Origin of the sequence: Pseudomonas sp. NPDC085632 (assembly GCF_044541255.1) — a bacterium.
In the GTDB taxonomy this organism is placed as follows: Bacteria; Pseudomonadota; Gammaproteobacteria; order Pseudomonadales; family Pseudomonadaceae; genus Aquipseudomonas.
The window spans coordinates 20,535-35,772 of record NZ_JBITSX010000054.1; the positions used below are offsets into that span (position 1 = coordinate 20,535).

The following is a 15,238-nucleotide window of genomic DNA, read 5'->3' on the forward strand; positions in this document are numbered from 1 at the left end:
GAATATTCAGCATAGCGCCGATCAGCTGCTCTGACAGCCTGCCGGCGTGCCCTGGCCTACCACTTTGCGCTGCTCGTCATAGAGCTTGGCCCATGGCCGGAAACCGATACTGCCAGCCTGCAACTGGTAGCGCTGGCCGGCATTGAAGTCCGTGAATTTCACGCTCAACTGGCAATCGCGCCACAGCGGCTCTGCATCGGGACCGATGTTGGTCGCCGCCACCGGAAACTGATAGCGCACCTTCAATTCATGGCTGCCGGGCTGCACTTCGAAGTAGCGTTTGTCGTCGGTCACGCTGCTGTCGACCTTCAGCGCTTGCAAGGTTGTGTCCTGTTGCCGGGCATCGAGGTCGATCCAGGCCTGTGAAGGGTCAGGATCAGGCATTCCGAAATTGGCACAACCGGCCAACGTCAGCAGGCCCCCTGACAGCATCAACATGCGCATAGCGGTGCTCCTTAAGGCGGGATAGTCTTGCGGGCAGACTCTCCGGGGGATTTCTTATTTTGATCAGGCCGCTTCCAAGCCTTGGGTTACTTGATCGCGTTTTTCGGGTTTTGTTTCCGGGTGTGTTGTTTTTGTTGCTCAACGGTTGCGCCAGCGTCAGCTATTACGCTCAGTTGGCCAGCGGTCAGTTGCAATTGCTGCGGGCACGCGAGCCAGTGGAAAAGGTGATCAATGACCCGAGCCGCGACGCGACACTGCGCGCCCATCTGGCGCAATCGCAGAAGGCCCGCGCCTTTGCCAGCGAGCATCTGCACCTGCCGGACAACCAGAGTTATCGTCTTTACGCCGATATCCATCGCCCGTATGTGGTGTGGAATGTGTTCGCCACTCAGGAGTTCTCCCTGACGCCGCAGAACCATTGCTTCCCGATTGCCGGGTGTGTGGCCTATCGCGGCTACTACAGCCAGAGCGCGGCTCGTGGCGAGGCGGCAATTCAGCGCTTGCAGGGCATGGACGTTTCGATTGGCGGCGTCGAGGCCTATTCGACGCTCGGCTGGTTCAACGACCCGATCCTCAATTCAATGATGGGCTGGGGCGATGAGCGCCTGGCCACGCTGATCTTTCATGAGCTGGCCCATCAACGTTTCTATGTGAAGGACGACACCGAGTTCAACGAGTCCTTTGCCACCTTTGTCGAGCAGGAAGGTACGCGGCATTGGCGAGCGTTTCGTGGCTTGCCGGCGGACACCGATTCACGGCTGAAGCAGCGCGATCAGTTTATTGAGTTGGTGCTCGATACCCGCTCACGGCTGGAAAAGCTCTACGCGCAGTCATTGCCGGTTGAGCAAATGCGCGAACGCAAAGCGGCCGAATTCGAGCGGTTTCGCCGGGATTATCGGGTAATGAAGGACAGTCAGTGGGCCGGGGACAAGCGTTATGACGCTTGGGTGAATGCGCCGCTAAACAATGCGCGGTTGTTGCCGTTTGGCCTGTATGACCAATGGGTGCCGGCGTTTGCGGCGTTGTTCAAAAAGGTCGGGGGGGATTGGCTGAGGTTTTATGCAGAGGTTGAGAAGTTGGGAGAGCTGCCGGTGGCTGAGCGTAAGGCGGCGCTGAAAGCGTTGGCAGATTTTCAGGCCTTCAATGACTGAACTGGCCTCATCGCTGGCAAGCCAGCTCCCACAGGGACAGCGATGAACCTGAGTACATCGCTCACCTGTGGGAGCTGGCTTGCCAGCGATGGCGTAGTGATCAGCGCCGCAGAAACGCCTGATGCAACGCGTCCAGTGTTTCAAAGTGATAAGCCGGCGCCTCAGCATTCAACTCTTCAAAACTGCCAAACCCATAACCGACCGCCGCCGCATCCAGGCCATTACTGCGCGCGCCGATCAGGTCGTGCTTACGGTCGCCGATCATCAGCGTATTCGCCGGGTCCAGCCCTTCTTCAGCCATCAAGTGAGCAATCAGCTCAACCTTGTTGGTCCGCGTGCCATCCAGCTCACTGCCGTAGATCACCTTGAAGTGCCGGGCAAAATCAAAATGCCGGGCAATCTCGCGGGCGAATTCCCATGGCTTCGACGTGGCGATATACAGCTGCCGGCCTTGGCCACTGAGGGTTTCCAGCAACGGCGTGACGCCATCGAACACGCGGTTCTCGTACAGGCCAGTGACCTTGAAACGCTCGCGGTAGAAATTCACCGCCTGCCACGCCTTGGCTTCATCAAAATCGTAGAACTGCATGAACGCCTGCAACAACGGCGGGCCAATGAAGTGTTCGAGTTTGGTCAGGTCCGGCTCATCAATGCCGAGCTTGGCGAGGGCAAACTGAATGGAGCGGGTGATGCCCTCACGTGGGTCTGTCAGGGTGCCATCAAGGTCGAACAGTACGGTTTGGTAATGCATGGGAATTCCTGGGCAGTCGCCAATTCGAATCAGAGTGTGTCGTAGCCTTCGGCCAGATGCAGGTCCTTGAGCTTCACGTAGTTGGCGGCGCTGTAGGTGAAGAAGGCTTTTTCCTTGTCGGTGAGTTCTCGCACCTGTTTCACCGGGCTACCCACATAGAGGAAGCCGCTTTGCAGTCGCTTGCCCGGCGGTACCAGGCTGCCGGCGCCGATGATCACGTCGTCCTCGACCACCGCACCGTCCATGACAATGCTGCCCATGCCGATCAACACGCGGCTGCCAACGCTGCAGCCGTGCAACATGACTTTGTGGGCGATGGTCACGTCATCGCCGATCAGCAGCGGGAAGCCGTCCGGGTTGAACGGGCCGGCGTGGGTGATGTGCAACACGCAGCCGTCCTGCACGCTGGTGCGCGCACCGATGCGGATGCGGTGCATGTCGCCGCGGATCACGGTCAGCGGCCAGACCGAGCTGTCTTCACCGATTTCGACGTCGCCGATAACCACCGCCGAGCCGTCGACAAACGCGCCTTTGCAGAGGCTTGGGGTGTGATTCTGGTACTTGCGAACGGACACGATAATTTCTCTCTCTGTCGCCGATAGCTGCGGTGAATGCCGATTGTAATTAAGATGGTTGCATGTTTCCCCAGCCAAGGTGCCAACCGTGAGCGTGAACAACCCTCTGCTGCAGTCCTACGACCTGCCACCGTTCTCCACGATCCGTGCCGAACACGTCCTGCCCGCCATCGAAACGATCCTGGCCGACAACCGCGCCGCCATTGCCGAAATCCTCAAGACTCAGGTTCAGAACCCTACCTGGGCCGGCCTGGTATTGGCGATGGACGAACTCAATGATCGCCTCGGCGCTGCCTGGAGCCCGGTCAGCCACCTCAATGCCGTGTGCAACAGTGCCGAACTGCGCGAAGCCTACGAGTCGTGCCTGCCAGCCTTGAGCGCCTACTCCACCGAGATGGGCCAGAACCGCGAGCTGTTCCAGGCTTATGAAGCACTGGCCAACAGCCCGGAAGCCGCCGGTTTCGACGTGGCGCAAAAGACTATTCTGGAACACGCCCTGCGCGACTTCCGTCTGTCGGGTATCGACTTGCCGGAAGCCGAACAGAAACGCTACGCCGAAGTGCAAAGCAAACTGTCCGAGCTGGGCAGCCGCTTCTCCAATCAACTGCTCGACGCCACTCAGGCGTGGACCAAACACGTCAGCGACGAAGCCGCCCTCGCCGGCCTGACCGACTCGGCCAAGGCGCAAATGGCGGCCGCCGCACAGGCCAAAGGCCTCGATGGCTGGCTGATCACCCTGGAATTCCCGAGCTACTACGCGGTAATGACCTACGCGCAAGACCGTGCATTGCGTGAAGAAGTCTACGCCGCCTACTGCACCCGCGCCTCGGACCAAGGCCCGAACGCCGGCCAGAACGACAACGGCCCGGTGATGGAAGAGATCCTCGACCTGCGTCAGGAACTGGCCAAACTCTTGGGTTTCGCCAGCTTCTCCGAGCTGAGCCTGGCGACGAAAATGGCCGAGTCCAGCGATCAGGTGCTGAGCTTCCTGCGCGATCTGGCCAAGCGCAGCAAGCCGTTTGCCGCCCAGGATCTGCAACAGCTGCGCGCTTACGCCGCCGAACAGGGCTGCGCCGATCTGCAAAGCTGGGACAGCGGTTTCTACGGTGAAAAACTCCGTGAACAACGCTACAGCGTTGCTCAGGAAACCCTGCGCGCCTACTTCCCGATCGATAAAGTGCTGGGCGGTCTGTTCGCCATCGTCCAGCGTCTGTACGGCATCGAAATCGCCGAGCAGAAAGGCTTCGACACCTGGCACCCGGATGTTCGCCTGTTCGAAATCAAGGAAAACGGCCAGCACGTCGGCCGCTTCTTCTTCGACCTCTATGCCCGCGCCAACAAACGTGGCGGTGCGTGGATGGACGGCGCCCGCGACCGTCGCCGCACCGTCGACGGCGTGCTGCAAAGCCCGGTGGCCAATCTGGTGTGCAACTTCACCCCGGCCGACAGCGGCAAGCCTGCGCTGCTGACCCACGATGAAGTGACCACGCTGTTCCACGAGTTCGGTCATGGCCTGCATCATCTGCTGACCCGCGTTGATCATGCCGGCGTTTCGGGGATCAACGGCGTGGCCTGGGACGCGGTCGAGCTGCCGAGCCAGTTCATGGAAAACTGGTGCTGGGAGCCGGAAGGCCTCGCGCTGATTTCCGGTCATTACGAAAGCGGCGAGCCGCTGCCACAGGACCTGCTGGAAAAAATGCTCGCGGCGAAGAACTTCCAGTCCGGCCTGATGATGGTCCGTCAGCTCGAATTCTCGCTGTTCGACTTCGAACTGCACGCCACTCACGGTGATGGCCGCAGTCCACTGCAAGTCCTCGAAGGCGTGCGTGACGAGGTGTCGGTGATGCGTCCGCCGGCCTACAACCGCTTTCCGAACAGCTTCGCACACATCTTCGCCGGCGGTTACGCGGCGGGTTACTACAGCTACAAGTGGGCTGAAGTGCTGTCGGCGGATGCCTTCTCGAAGTTTGAAGAAGACGGCGTGCTCAACGCAGAAACCGGTCGTGCCTTCCGCGAAGCGATTCTGGCGCGCGGCGGTTCGCAGGCACCGATGGTGCTGTTCGTCGACTTCCGTGGCCGTGAGCCGTCGATTGACGCACTGTTGCGCCACAGCGGCCTGAGTGAGGACGCGGCAGCATGAGTGAGGGGCCTGTGATTACCAAGAAACGCTTTATCGCCGGGGCGGTCTGCCCGGCGTGCAGCGAGCCGGACAAGTTGATGATGTGGAACGAGGACAGCGTTCCGCACCGTGAATGCGTGGCCTGCGGTTACTCCGACACGCTCAACGAGCAAGGGCTGTCGGTGCCGAAAGAATTGGGCACGCGGGTCAACACCAGCGCGCTGAACAAACCTGCGCCGGACAAGACCGTGCAGGCGGTGCAGTTCTTTCCGAATCCGAAACTGAAGAAAAAGTCCGAGGACTGAGCGGAGGTTTGAAAACCTTCCACGATGCAATGTCGTGGAAGGTTGCGGATTACTTCAGATTGACTGACTGAAACCAGCTCTTCATCGAGCAGGTGGCGAACGCGCTGGTGCTGCAATCACCATTGGCCAGTGCCGTGCGCAGCTTGTCGACATCGGCCTGCATGACGTAGCGCACGCTGTCGCGGAAGTGACCGCTCTCGCCAAAACCGCCCTGGGTCATCTCGCTCAAAGCGTCCTCTTTGCTCCAGCCCTGCACCACCACACGATACATCGCCGCCATCAGGCCCGTGCGGTCCGAGCCATGCTTGCAATGCATCAACACCGGGCCATTGGCTTCGGCAGACTGAATAGCCCGCAAAGTCTTGAGCACATCGGCGTCGTCAACGTGATTGGTGCGATACGGCAGTTGCACCTGATTGATGCCCGGCTCCGACAACCAGTTGCTATCGGCTTCCGGCAGGAAGTTGATCACCGTGGTGACTTTGAGATTTTTCAGCAACGGCACGGCGCCGCCATCCGGCAACGCGCTGCGATAGAGCGTCGGCGACATCTGGAACAGGTTGTATTGCACTTCGACCGGTTGTGCCCAATCACTCGGGCGGACAGTCGTTGCCGCTGCAGCCTGGGCCGGCAGCCAATGCAACAGCGCTACTAGCGATAAACACAAAGCAGGGAACAAACGCACTCGGGACATGCTGGGGTGACCGTGTCGGGATTCATCGATGAGAGGAGCCGCAGCTTCGATGTTCGGCGGTCAAAGCCCCGTGAGCCATTTGTAAAAGAATCGTGAATCAGCGCTGTTTCATTGAGTTCGGCCAAGAAAAACCGGTCTTTTTCCACTGAATCGGTTCACCTCGAAGCTTAGCCTGCTACCATTTGTCACACGATGTTGCAGACGCGTCCCCCTTTCCCGGGTCATCCGGCCACGTCGCGACGAAAAAATCCTCAAGCCGTTCGCAGAAACGGTTATCCCCTGATGTCTGATGAGGTGCACCCCATGTCTGATGAAAGTCGAGACAACCCGCGGCGTGATTTTTTGCGCAAATCCCTGACCCTGATCCCGGTCGTCACCCTGGCCGGCACCGGTCTGGGCAGCAGCGTCCTGCAAGCCGCTCCCGAAGCCGCGCCTGCTGCACCGGCCGCGCAACCTCCTCGCGCTGACACCGGCGTTTATCAACCGAACTATTTCACCGCCGAAGAATGGGCGTTCATCAATGCCGCCGTCGCGCAGTTGATCCCCAACGATGCCCAAGGCCCGGGTGCGCTCGAAGCCGGCGTGCCGGAATACATCGACCGGCAGATGAACACGCCGTACGCCGCCGGTGCCCTTTGGTACATGCAAGGCCCGTTCAATGCCGACGCCGCGCCGGAAATGGGCTGGCAGAGCAAACTGGTGCCTAAAGAGATCTATCGCCTCGGCATCGCCGCCACGGATCAGTGGGCAAAATCCCTCAACGGTAAAGTATTTGCTGAGCAAGACAGCGCTACCCGAGACGATTTGCTCAAGCAACTCGAAGCCGGCAAACCTCAGTTTGACGCCGTTCCGGCGAAGATTTTCTTCAACCTGCTGCTGCAAAACACCAAGGAAGGGTTCTTCTGCGACCCGATCCACGGCGGTAACAAAGGCATGGTCGGCTGGACCATGATCGGCTTCCCCGGCGCCCGCGCCGATTTCATGGATTGGGTGGAACGCAACGAGCAATACCCCTTCCCGGCAGTTTCGATTCGCGGCGAGAGGGCGTAAGCATGGCAACGGTAATGAAGAAGGTTGACGCAGTCATCGTCGGTTTCGGCTGGACTGGCGCGATCATGGCCAAGGAGCTGACCGAAGCGGGCCTCAACGTGCTGGCGCTGGAGCGCGGGCCGATGCAGGACACCTACCCCGACGGCAACTATCCGCAGGTGATCGACGAACTCACTTACAGCGTGCGGAAAAAACTCTTTCAGGACATCTCCAAAGAGACCGTCACCATCCGTCATAGCGTCAACGACATTGCTCTGCCGAACCGCCAGTTGGGCGCGTTCCTGCCGGGCAATGGTGTCGGTGGCGCCGGTTTGCATTGGTCGGGCGTGCACTTCCGGGTCGACCCGATCGAGTTGCGCATGCGCAGCCACTACGAAGAGCGCTACGGCAAAAGCTTTATCCCCAAAGACATGACCATCCAGGACTTCGGCGTCAGCTACGAAGAGCTGGAGCCGTTCTTCGATTTCGCCGAAAAAGTCTTCGGCACCTCCGGCCAGGCGTGGACCGTGAAAGGCCAACTGGTCGGTCAGGGCAAGGGCGGCAACCCGTACGCGCCGGACCGTTCCAATCCGTTCCCGCTGGAAGCGCAGAAGAACACCGTGTCCGCACAGCTGTTCGGCAAAGCGGCTACAGAAGTCGGGTACAAACCCTATAACCTGCCGTCCGCGAATACGTCGGGGCCGTACACCAACCCTTACGGCGCACAGATGGGCCCGTGCAACTTCTGCGGTTTCTGCAGCGGTTATGTTTGCTACATGTACTCCAAGGCGTCGCCGAACGTGAACATTCTGCCGGCGCTGAAACCGCTGCCGAATTTCGAGTTGCGCGCCAACGCCCACGTGCTGCGGATCAACCTCGACAGCACCAAGAGCAAAGCCACCGGCGTCACCTACGTCGATGCTCAGGGTCGCGAGATCGAGCAACCGGCGGATCTGGTGATTCTCGGCGCGTTCCAGCTGCACAACGTGCGTCTGATGCTGCTTTCGGGCATCGGCAAACCGTACGACCCGATCACTGGCGAAGGCGTGGTCGGGCGTAACTTCGCCTACCAGAACATGGCGACCATCAAGGCGTTCTTCGACAAGGACACCCACACCAACAACTTCATCGGCGCCGGCGGCAACGGCGTGGCGCTGGACGATTTCAACGCCGACAACTTCGACCACGGCCCGCACGGCTTCGTCGGCGGCTCGCCGATGTGGGTCAACCAGGCCGGCAGCCGCCCGATCGCCGGCACCTCGAACCCGCCGGGCACACCCGCGTGGGGCAGTGACTGGAAACGCGCGACCGCCGATTACTACACCCACCAGGTGTCGATGGACGCCCACGGCGCGCATCAGTCCTACCGTGGCAACTACCTCGATCTCGATCCGGTGTACCGCGATGCCTACGGTTTGCCACTGCTGCGGATGACCTTCGACTGGCAGGAAAACGACATCAAGATGAACCGCTTCATGGTCGAGAAAATGGGCAAGGTCGCCGAAGCGATGGGCCCGAAAGCCATTGCGGTGATCGGCAAGAAAGTCGGCGACCACTTCAATACGGCGTCGTACCAGACCACCCACCTTAACGGTGGCGCGATCATGGGCACCGATCCGAAGAAGAGCGCGCTGAACCGTTATCTGCAGAGCTGGGACGTGCACAACGTGTTCGTGCCGGGCGCCTCGGCGTTCCCGCAAGGCCTGGGTTACAACCCGACGGGGTTGGTTGCTGCACTGACCTACTGGTCGGCGAAAGCGATCCGCGAGCAGTACCTGAAAAACCCCGGCCCGCTGGTTCAGGCTTAAGGAGCGATGACCATGAAGAATTTCGTTATCGCGACCCTGGCGCTGCTCGGCAGCGCCTCAATTCATGCGGCTGAAATTGATCAAGCGTTGATCAAACAAGGCGAATACCTCGCCCGCGCCGGTGATTGCGTGGCGTGCCACACCGCCAAGGGCGGCAAACCGTTCGCCGGTGGCCTGCCGATGGAAACCCCGATCGGCACGATCTACTCGACCAACATCACCCCGGACAAGTCCGGCGTCGGTGAATACAGCTTCGAAGACTTCGATCAGGCCGTGCGTCATGGCGTCGCCAAAAACGGTAGTACGTTGTACCCGGCGATGCCGTATCCGTCCTACGCGCGTGTCAGCGAAACCGACATGCAAGCGTTGTACGCGTACTTCATGCACGGCGTAGAACCGGTGGCGCAAGAGAACAAGGCCAGTGACATTCCGTGGCCACTCAGCATGCGCTGGCCGCTGATGGGCTGGCGCTGGATGTTTGCGCCGAAGGTCGAGGACTACAAAGCGACGAGTACCGACCCGGTGATCGATCGTGGCGCGTATCTGGTCGAAGGCCTCGGCCATTGCGGCGCCTGCCATACGCCGCGCGCCCTGACCATGCAGGAAAAATCCCTCAGCGTCGCTGACGGCAAAAATTTCCTCGCCGGCAGCGCGCCGCTGGAAGGCTGGATCGCCAAAAGCCTGCGCGGCGATCACAAGGACGGCCTCGGCGGCTGGAGCGAAGAGCAACTGGTGCAGTTCCTCAAAACCGGGCGCAGCGATCGCAGCGCCGTGTTCGGCGGCATGAGTGATGTGGTCACCCACAGCATGCAATACATGACCGACGCCGACCTGACCGCCATCGCCCGCTACCTCAAGTCGCTGCCGGCCAATGATCCAAACGATCAACCGCATCAGTACGACGAGAAAGTCGCAAAGGCGCTGTGGAATGGCGACGACAGCCAGCGCGGTGCCTCGGTGTATATCGACAACTGCGCGGCCTGCCACCGCACCGACGGCCACGGTTACACGCGAGTGTTCCCGGCGCTGGCGGGCAATCCGGTGCTGCAATCGGAAGACCCGACTTCGCTGATCCACATCGTGCTCAAGGGCGGTACGTTGCCGGCGACGCACACCGCGCCTTCTGCCTTCACCATGCCGGGTTTCGCCTGGCGCCTGTCGGATCAGGAAGTGGCGGATGTGGTGAGTTTTATTCGTGGCAGTTGGGGCAACAAGGGTGCGCCGGTGAAGGCTGCTGATGTTGCCGAGTTGCGCAAGGAGGATATGAAACACACCTCCAGCGATGACCTCGGTCAGGTAACACAGCACAACTGACCAGTCGCCCAACGGCACTAGCCAGATGCGCAACGCCCCGATACTGTGTGCATATACAGTATCGGGGCGTTTTCATGTCTACTGCATTACCACCTCGCGGTCGCGGCACTGCGACCAACCCGCACAACCGCTTCGCACCGAATCGCTCGGTGGCCGAGGACGACGGCTGGTATCAGGAAGTGCCCGAGACGCAGAACACCGAGGTGATGATCGAAACCGCGAAAACCATCATTACCCGTAACACCTCGCCGGACCTGCCCTTTGATCGTTCGATCAATCCCTATCGCGGCTGCGAGCATGGCTGTATCTATTGTTACGCGCGGCCCAGCCATGCCTATTGGGACATGTCGCCAGGGCTGGATTTCGAAACCCGGTTGATCGCCAAGACCAACGCCGCTCAGGTACTGGAAGAACAGCTGAGCAAGCGCGGTTATCAATGCGCGCCGATCAATCTGGGCTCCAACACCGATCCGTATCAACCAATCGAGCGCGAACACAAAATCACCCGCCAGACCCTCGAAGTGCTGCTGCGCTACCGGCATCCGGTAACCATCATTACCAAGGGCTCGCTGATCCTGCGCGATCTCGACTTGCTGACAGAATTGGCGCAGCAACGGCTGGTCGCGGTGATGATCAGCCTGACCACGCTGGACGACGAACTCAAACGCATCCTCGAGCCGCGCGCCGCTGCACCCAAAGCGCGGTTGCGCGCTATTCGGGTAATGCGCGAAGCAGGCATTCCGGTCGGTGTGCTGTGTTCGCCGATGATCCCGATGATCAACGACAGCGAGATCGAAAACCTGCTCACCGAAGCCCATGGCGCCGGAGCGCAAAGCGCCGCCTACATGATGTTGCGTCTGCCGCTGGAAGTAGCGCCGCTGTTTGAAGAATGGCTTCAGGCGCACTATCCGCAACGCGCCGCACACGTGCTGAGCCTGATCCGTCAGAGCCGTGGCGGCGAGCTCTACGACAGCCGTTTTGGTGCACGCATGCGCGGCGAAGGGGTGTTTGCCGATCTGCTCGCGCAACGTTTCGCCAAAGCGATCAAGCGTCTTGGTATGAATCACCGCGAGGGCTATAACCTCGATTGCACCGCCTTCTGTCCGCCGGGTCGCCAGATGTCTTTGATTTAGCGACAATTGGCCTATGGTTGAGGGGTTGGAATCCTTCCGCCGAAATCACCCAGTCACGTTTTTTGTGACCTGGAACACACGTGCTAGAGCGTTTGATTCAGTTTGAGTTAAGTTTCGGCGGCTACCTTGTTCATCGAGTGACTGACGGGTCGGGATGACCCGGATGTTTAAACAGCCACTGGCTTCATACCGGAATACATGGGAACGACTCCCCTAATCCGCCAAAGAGGATGAATCATGAGTGACAAGGATAAACAGCCGTTGGCTGCGTCGGCGCAAACCCCTGAAGCGGAATCCGCCGATGCAGCGCTGCGACAGATCGTAGACGGCTTTTTGCATTTTCATCATGAGGTCTTTCCGCAGCAGGAAGAACTCTTCAAGAAACTCGCCACGGCCCAGGCGCCCAAGGCGATGTTCATCACCTGCGCCGACTCACGCATCGTCCCCGAGCTGATTACCCACAGCTCGCCCGGCGATCTGTTCGTAACCCGTAACGTCGGCAACGTCGTGCCGCCTTACGGGCAGATGAACGGCGGCGTTTCCACCGCAATCGAATACGCGGTACTGGCGCTCGGCGTGCAGCACATCATCATCTGCGGCCACTCCGATTGCGGCGCCATGCGTGCAGTGCTCAATCCGGACAGCCTGGAAAAGATGCCGACAGTCAAAGCCTGGCTGCGCCACGCTGAAGTCGCGAAAACCATGGTGCATGAGAACTGTAACTGCGCCGACGAAAAAGAAAGCATGCCGATCCTCACCGAGGAAAACGTCATCGCCCAATTGCAGCACTTGCGTACCCATCCTTCGGTAGCCTCGCGCATGGCGAACGGTCATTTGTTCATCCATGGTTGGGTCTACGACATCGAAACCAGCGAAATCAAAGCTTACGACGCGGATCAGGGACGTTTCCTGCCGCTCGACGGTAGCCATCCGATTCCGGTGGCGACGCCCAAAGCGCGCTTCTAAATCTTCCTAAACATCTGTGTGGTTTGACGCCGGCCGCTGTTTCAGCGGTTCGGCGAAGCCATGCCTGAAGAAAACTTCGGGAGAATCGCCATGCGTGCGGCTCAATTGAAAGCGGTGTTGCCACGGGAGTTGCTCGCTTCAGTGGTTGTGTTTCTGGTCGCCCTGCCGCTGTGCATGGGTATTGCGATCGCCTCAGGGTTGCCACCGGCCAAAGGCCTGATCACCGGGATCATCGGTGGTCTGGTGGTCGGTTGGCTGGCGGGTTCGCCGTTGCAGGTCAGCGGGCCGGCGGCGGGGCTGGCGGTGTTGGTGTTCGAACTGGTGCGCCAGCACGGCATCGAGATGCTCGGGCCGATTCTGTTGCTCGCCGGTTTTCTGCAACTGGTCGCCGGGCGCTTGAAACTGGGTTGCTGGTTTCGGGTCACGGCGCCTGCGGTGGTCTACGGAATGCTCGCCGGGATTGGCGTGTTGATCGTGCTGTCGCAGGTGCATGTGATGCTTGATGCATCACCCAAGCCTTCGGGGCTGGATAACCTCACGGCGTTCCCGGCGGCGGTGGCACAAGCGCTGCCGTCGTTCGGCTGGCAGGCCGGACTGCTCGGGCTGTCGACGATTGCGGTGATGTGGCTGTGGGAGAAATTTCGCCCGCATTCGCTGCGCTTCGTGCCCGGGGCGTTGCTCGGCGTCGGTCTGGCAACAGGCGCCAGTCTGCTGCTGGCGTTACAGGTAAAACGCGTTGAAGTGCCGGCGAATCTGGCGGAAGCCATTGATTGGCTGAAACCTGCAGATTTGCTTAGCCTGGCCGACCCGACGCTACTGATCGCCGCCTTCGCGGTGGCGTTTATCGCCAGTGCGGAAACCCTGTTGTCTGCCGCAGCAGTGGATCGCATGCACAGCGGCGTACGTTCGGACTTCGACCGTGAACTGTCGGCGCAAGGGGTCGGCAACATGCTCTGCGGTCTGGTCGGCGCGTTGCCGATGACCGGGGTGATCGTGCGCAGTTCGGCCAACGTCCAGGCCGGTGCGACCACTCGCTATTCGACGATCTTTCATGGCCTGTGGCTGCTGGCGTTCGTGCTGTTGCTGTCGAGCGTGCTGCAAAGCATTCCGGTGGCGAGTCTGGCGGGGGTGCTGGTGTATACCGGTTTCAAACTGGTCGACCTCAAGGCATTTCGTGGTCTGGGTCGTTACGGACGGATGCCGATGTTCACTTACGCGGCGACGGCGCTGGCGATCATCTTCACAGACCTGCTGACCGGTGTGCTGATCGGTTTCGGTATGACCCTGCTGAAACTGGCGTTCAAGGCTTCGCGGTTGAAGATCAGCCTGATCGATCTGCCGCAGCAAGGCGAAATGGAGTTGCGTCTGGTCGGTGCGGCGACCTTCCTCAAGGTGCCGGCACTGACGCAAGTGCTGGGCAGCATTCCGCTGGGCACGACGGTGCATGTGCCGCTCAATAACCTGAGCTACATCGACCATTCGTGTCTGGAGTTGCTGGAGGAGTGGGGCCGGGCGAATGCGGCGAAGGGGTCGAAACTGTTGATCGAGTCGCGGGGGTTGAAGCGCAGGCTTGAGGGGCGGGTTCGGACCACGACCGGGATCGGCGCGGCCGGCTAAATCTCCCCGCCTGGACACAAACCCTGTGGGAGCTGGCTTGCCAGCGATGACGGAGTGTCAGTCACTGACCGTGCTGACTGATCCACCGCTATCGCTGGCAAGCCAGCTCCCACAGGTGTTGAAGTGTTTCCGGGTTACGCAGCAGGCTGGTCGAGTTCCAGGCCCACACCCAGTCGGCGGCCCATGCACGGCCAGCGTTTCCACGCGGCGCCGGTGTCTGGGCTGCTGAGTTTTTCGCGGTAGGCTTCGACCGACTCCAGCGCAAAGCTGTCATCGTCGAGCATGCTGTCCACCGCGTGGTGCACGACTTCATCCAGTTGGTTGGCAAATTTCTCACCGAGTAACTGGTGAGCAATCAGATTGGCGACCGTCATGTCCAAGGGGATCAGTGGCTGGCCGAAATGCTTGATGTACAGGTCGTTGACCTCTTCGACAAAGCGGTGCGCCAGATAGGCTTCGTCCAGCAGATGTTCCAGGCCAACGGGAGGCTGGAGGAAATACTGCTCGGCGATTTTCAGCACCGGTTTGATCTGCGATTCGATTCCCGCTTCCCTGGCAACTTCATTGGCTGCGTCCAGCAGGTCAGGTACTTCATCGATGTAGGCTTCGACAAAACGCGTCAATACGGCCTTGGCATCGGTCTCCGGCAATTGGATTGACGGGTGCAGGTGAGGCAGTTGTTCTTCCAGCTGACGGGTCAGCCGTCCGGTTTCGTTTTCGTGTTGTCGGGCTTTTTGGATCTGCTCGCGCAATGCGGCGGTGTTCATGAAAACTCCAGGAAACAAGGCAATGAAATAGGGAAGACATAACTTAGCTGGCTTACGAAAAATGCTAAGACGCATTTGTCATAATTATTTCATCCTTGATGCACCTGCGTTATATCGATTTGCCACCACTCGTCTGCATCCTTCTCCATTCGTGCCCTCGAATGCAAGTACCCGCTGTTTCAGATCATTTACGTCCACACATTGCAATTCTCAGTCGCTGTCTATACTCGCCAGTGAATGGAGTTAGCTGATGACGCCCGACTGCACCCGCAGCAAGGCCCGGCGATTCAAGTTCGTAGTCTGATGCAGCCGCTCCCTTGCCGCAGGCGAAAGCCGGCGGGATAACAAGAACGATAAGGGGAACCCGCAATGATGCGACATCCACACGTCTGGATGGGCCTCCTGGTGTGGTCGATTATCAGTCCGGCGCACGCCGCCTGGACTGTGAATATGGCGCCTGGCGCGACTGAAATCAGTCACGCAGTATTCGACCTGCACATGACCATTTTCTGGATCTGTGTGGGGATCGGGATCATCGTCTTCGGCGCCATGTTCTGGTCGATGA

14 protein-coding genes and 1 pseudogene are annotated in these 15,238 nt (G+C 59.8%); 10 read left to right on the top strand and 5 right to left on the bottom strand.

The annotated features are described in order from the left end of the window. Window positions 1-21 precede the first annotated feature (21 nt). Window positions 22-444: a hypothetical protein gene (locus ACIF4X_RS25095; protein WP_397484152.1), complete on the bottom strand. Its 423-nt coding sequence runs from the start codon at window positions 442-444 to the stop codon at window positions 22-24. A gap of 59 nt (window positions 445-503) precedes the next feature. Between ACIF4X_RS25095 and ACIF4X_RS25100 the strand changes: the two genes are divergently transcribed. Beyond that, complete coding sequence (locus ACIF4X_RS25100) at window positions 504-1,595, top strand: aminopeptidase (protein WP_397484153.1); 1,092 nt, start codon at window positions 504-506, stop codon at window positions 1,593-1,595. Between the two features lie 100 nt (window positions 1,596-1,695). Here ACIF4X_RS25100 and ACIF4X_RS25105 read toward each other — a convergent pair whose 3' ends face one another. Then, window positions 1,696-2,346, bottom strand: a complete 651-nt coding sequence (locus ACIF4X_RS25105) for an HAD family hydrolase (RefSeq protein WP_397484154.1) — start codon at window positions 2,344-2,346, stop codon at window positions 1,696-1,698. Between the two features lie 29 nt (window positions 2,347-2,375). Next, window positions 2,376-2,921, bottom strand: a complete 546-nt coding sequence (locus ACIF4X_RS25110; protein ID WP_397484155.1) for a gamma carbonic anhydrase family protein — start codon at window positions 2,919-2,921, stop codon at window positions 2,376-2,378. An 88-nt stretch (window positions 2,922-3,009) separates the two neighbouring features. On the opposite strand from ACIF4X_RS25110, the gene prlC reads away from it, so the two are divergent. Further along, window positions 3,010-5,061 (top strand): oligopeptidase A, encoded by a 2,052-nt coding sequence (gene prlC, locus ACIF4X_RS25115; RefSeq protein WP_397484156.1) that lies wholly within the window; start codon window positions 3,010-3,012, stop codon window positions 5,059-5,061. Continuing rightward, window positions 5,058-5,345, top strand: a complete 288-nt coding sequence (locus ACIF4X_RS25120; protein ID WP_077575217.1) for a YheV family putative zinc ribbon protein — start codon at window positions 5,058-5,060, stop codon at window positions 5,343-5,345. The genes prlC and ACIF4X_RS25120 overlap by 4 nt, the downstream gene beginning before the upstream one ends. A 49-nt stretch (window positions 5,346-5,394) precedes the next feature. Here ACIF4X_RS25120 and ACIF4X_RS25125 read toward each other — a convergent pair whose 3' ends face one another. Further along, window positions 5,395-6,039, bottom strand: a complete 645-nt coding sequence (locus ACIF4X_RS25125) for a dual specificity protein phosphatase family protein (RefSeq protein WP_397484157.1) — start codon at window positions 6,037-6,039, stop codon at window positions 5,395-5,397. A 303-nt stretch (window positions 6,040-6,342) separates the two neighbouring features. On the opposite strand from ACIF4X_RS25125, the gene ACIF4X_RS25130 reads away from it, so the two are divergent. The 6 genes from ACIF4X_RS25130 to ACIF4X_RS25155 all read left to right on the top strand — a co-directional run bounded on the left by ACIF4X_RS25130 (window position 6,343) and on the right by ACIF4X_RS25155 (window position 13,906). Further along, window positions 6,343-7,089, top strand: coding sequence for a gluconate 2-dehydrogenase subunit 3 family protein (locus tag ACIF4X_RS25130; RefSeq protein WP_397484158.1), 747 nt, complete (start codon window positions 6,343-6,345; stop codon window positions 7,087-7,089). A 2-nt stretch (window positions 7,090-7,091) separates the two neighbouring features. Next, on the top strand, window positions 7,092-8,876 hold the full coding sequence (locus tag ACIF4X_RS25135) for a GMC family oxidoreductase (protein ID WP_397484159.1): 1,785 nt from the start codon (window positions 7,092-7,094) through the stop codon (window positions 8,874-8,876). A 12-nt stretch (window positions 8,877-8,888) separates the two neighbouring features. Next, window positions 8,889-10,190, top strand: a complete 1,302-nt coding sequence (locus ACIF4X_RS25140) for a c-type cytochrome (RefSeq protein ID WP_397484160.1) — start codon at window positions 8,889-8,891, stop codon at window positions 10,188-10,190. Window positions 10,191-10,264: 74 nt separating this feature from the next. Then, the gene (locus ACIF4X_RS25145) at window positions 10,265-11,323 is read left to right on the top strand and encodes a PA0069 family radical SAM protein (RefSeq protein WP_397484161.1); all 1,059 of its coding nucleotides are present in this window, start codon (window positions 10,265-10,267) and stop codon (window positions 11,321-11,323) included. Between the two features lie 237 nt (window positions 11,324-11,560). Next, window positions 11,561-12,289 carry a carbonic anhydrase gene (locus tag ACIF4X_RS25150; RefSeq protein ID WP_007911720.1) on the top strand — a complete coding sequence of 243 codons (729 nt, stop codon included), beginning with the start codon at window positions 11,561-11,563 and terminating at the stop codon, window positions 12,287-12,289. Window positions 12,290-12,379: 90 nt separating this feature from the next. Continuing rightward, window positions 12,380-13,906: a SulP family inorganic anion transporter gene (locus ACIF4X_RS25155; RefSeq protein ID WP_397484162.1), complete on the top strand. Its 1,527-nt coding sequence runs from the start codon at window positions 12,380-12,382 to the stop codon at window positions 13,904-13,906. A gap of 134 nt (window positions 13,907-14,040) precedes the next feature. Here the strand turns inward: ACIF4X_RS25155 and ACIF4X_RS25160 are convergent, their stop codons facing one another. After that, complete coding sequence (locus tag ACIF4X_RS25160) at window positions 14,041-14,673, bottom strand: hypothetical protein (protein WP_397484163.1); 633 nt, start codon at window positions 14,671-14,673, stop codon at window positions 14,041-14,043. Window positions 14,674-15,042: 369 nt separating this feature from the next. Between ACIF4X_RS25160 and ACIF4X_RS25165 the strand changes: the two are divergent. Next, window positions 15,043-15,238: pseudogene (locus tag ACIF4X_RS25165) on the top strand (cytochrome c oxidase subunit II); the annotation flags it as partial.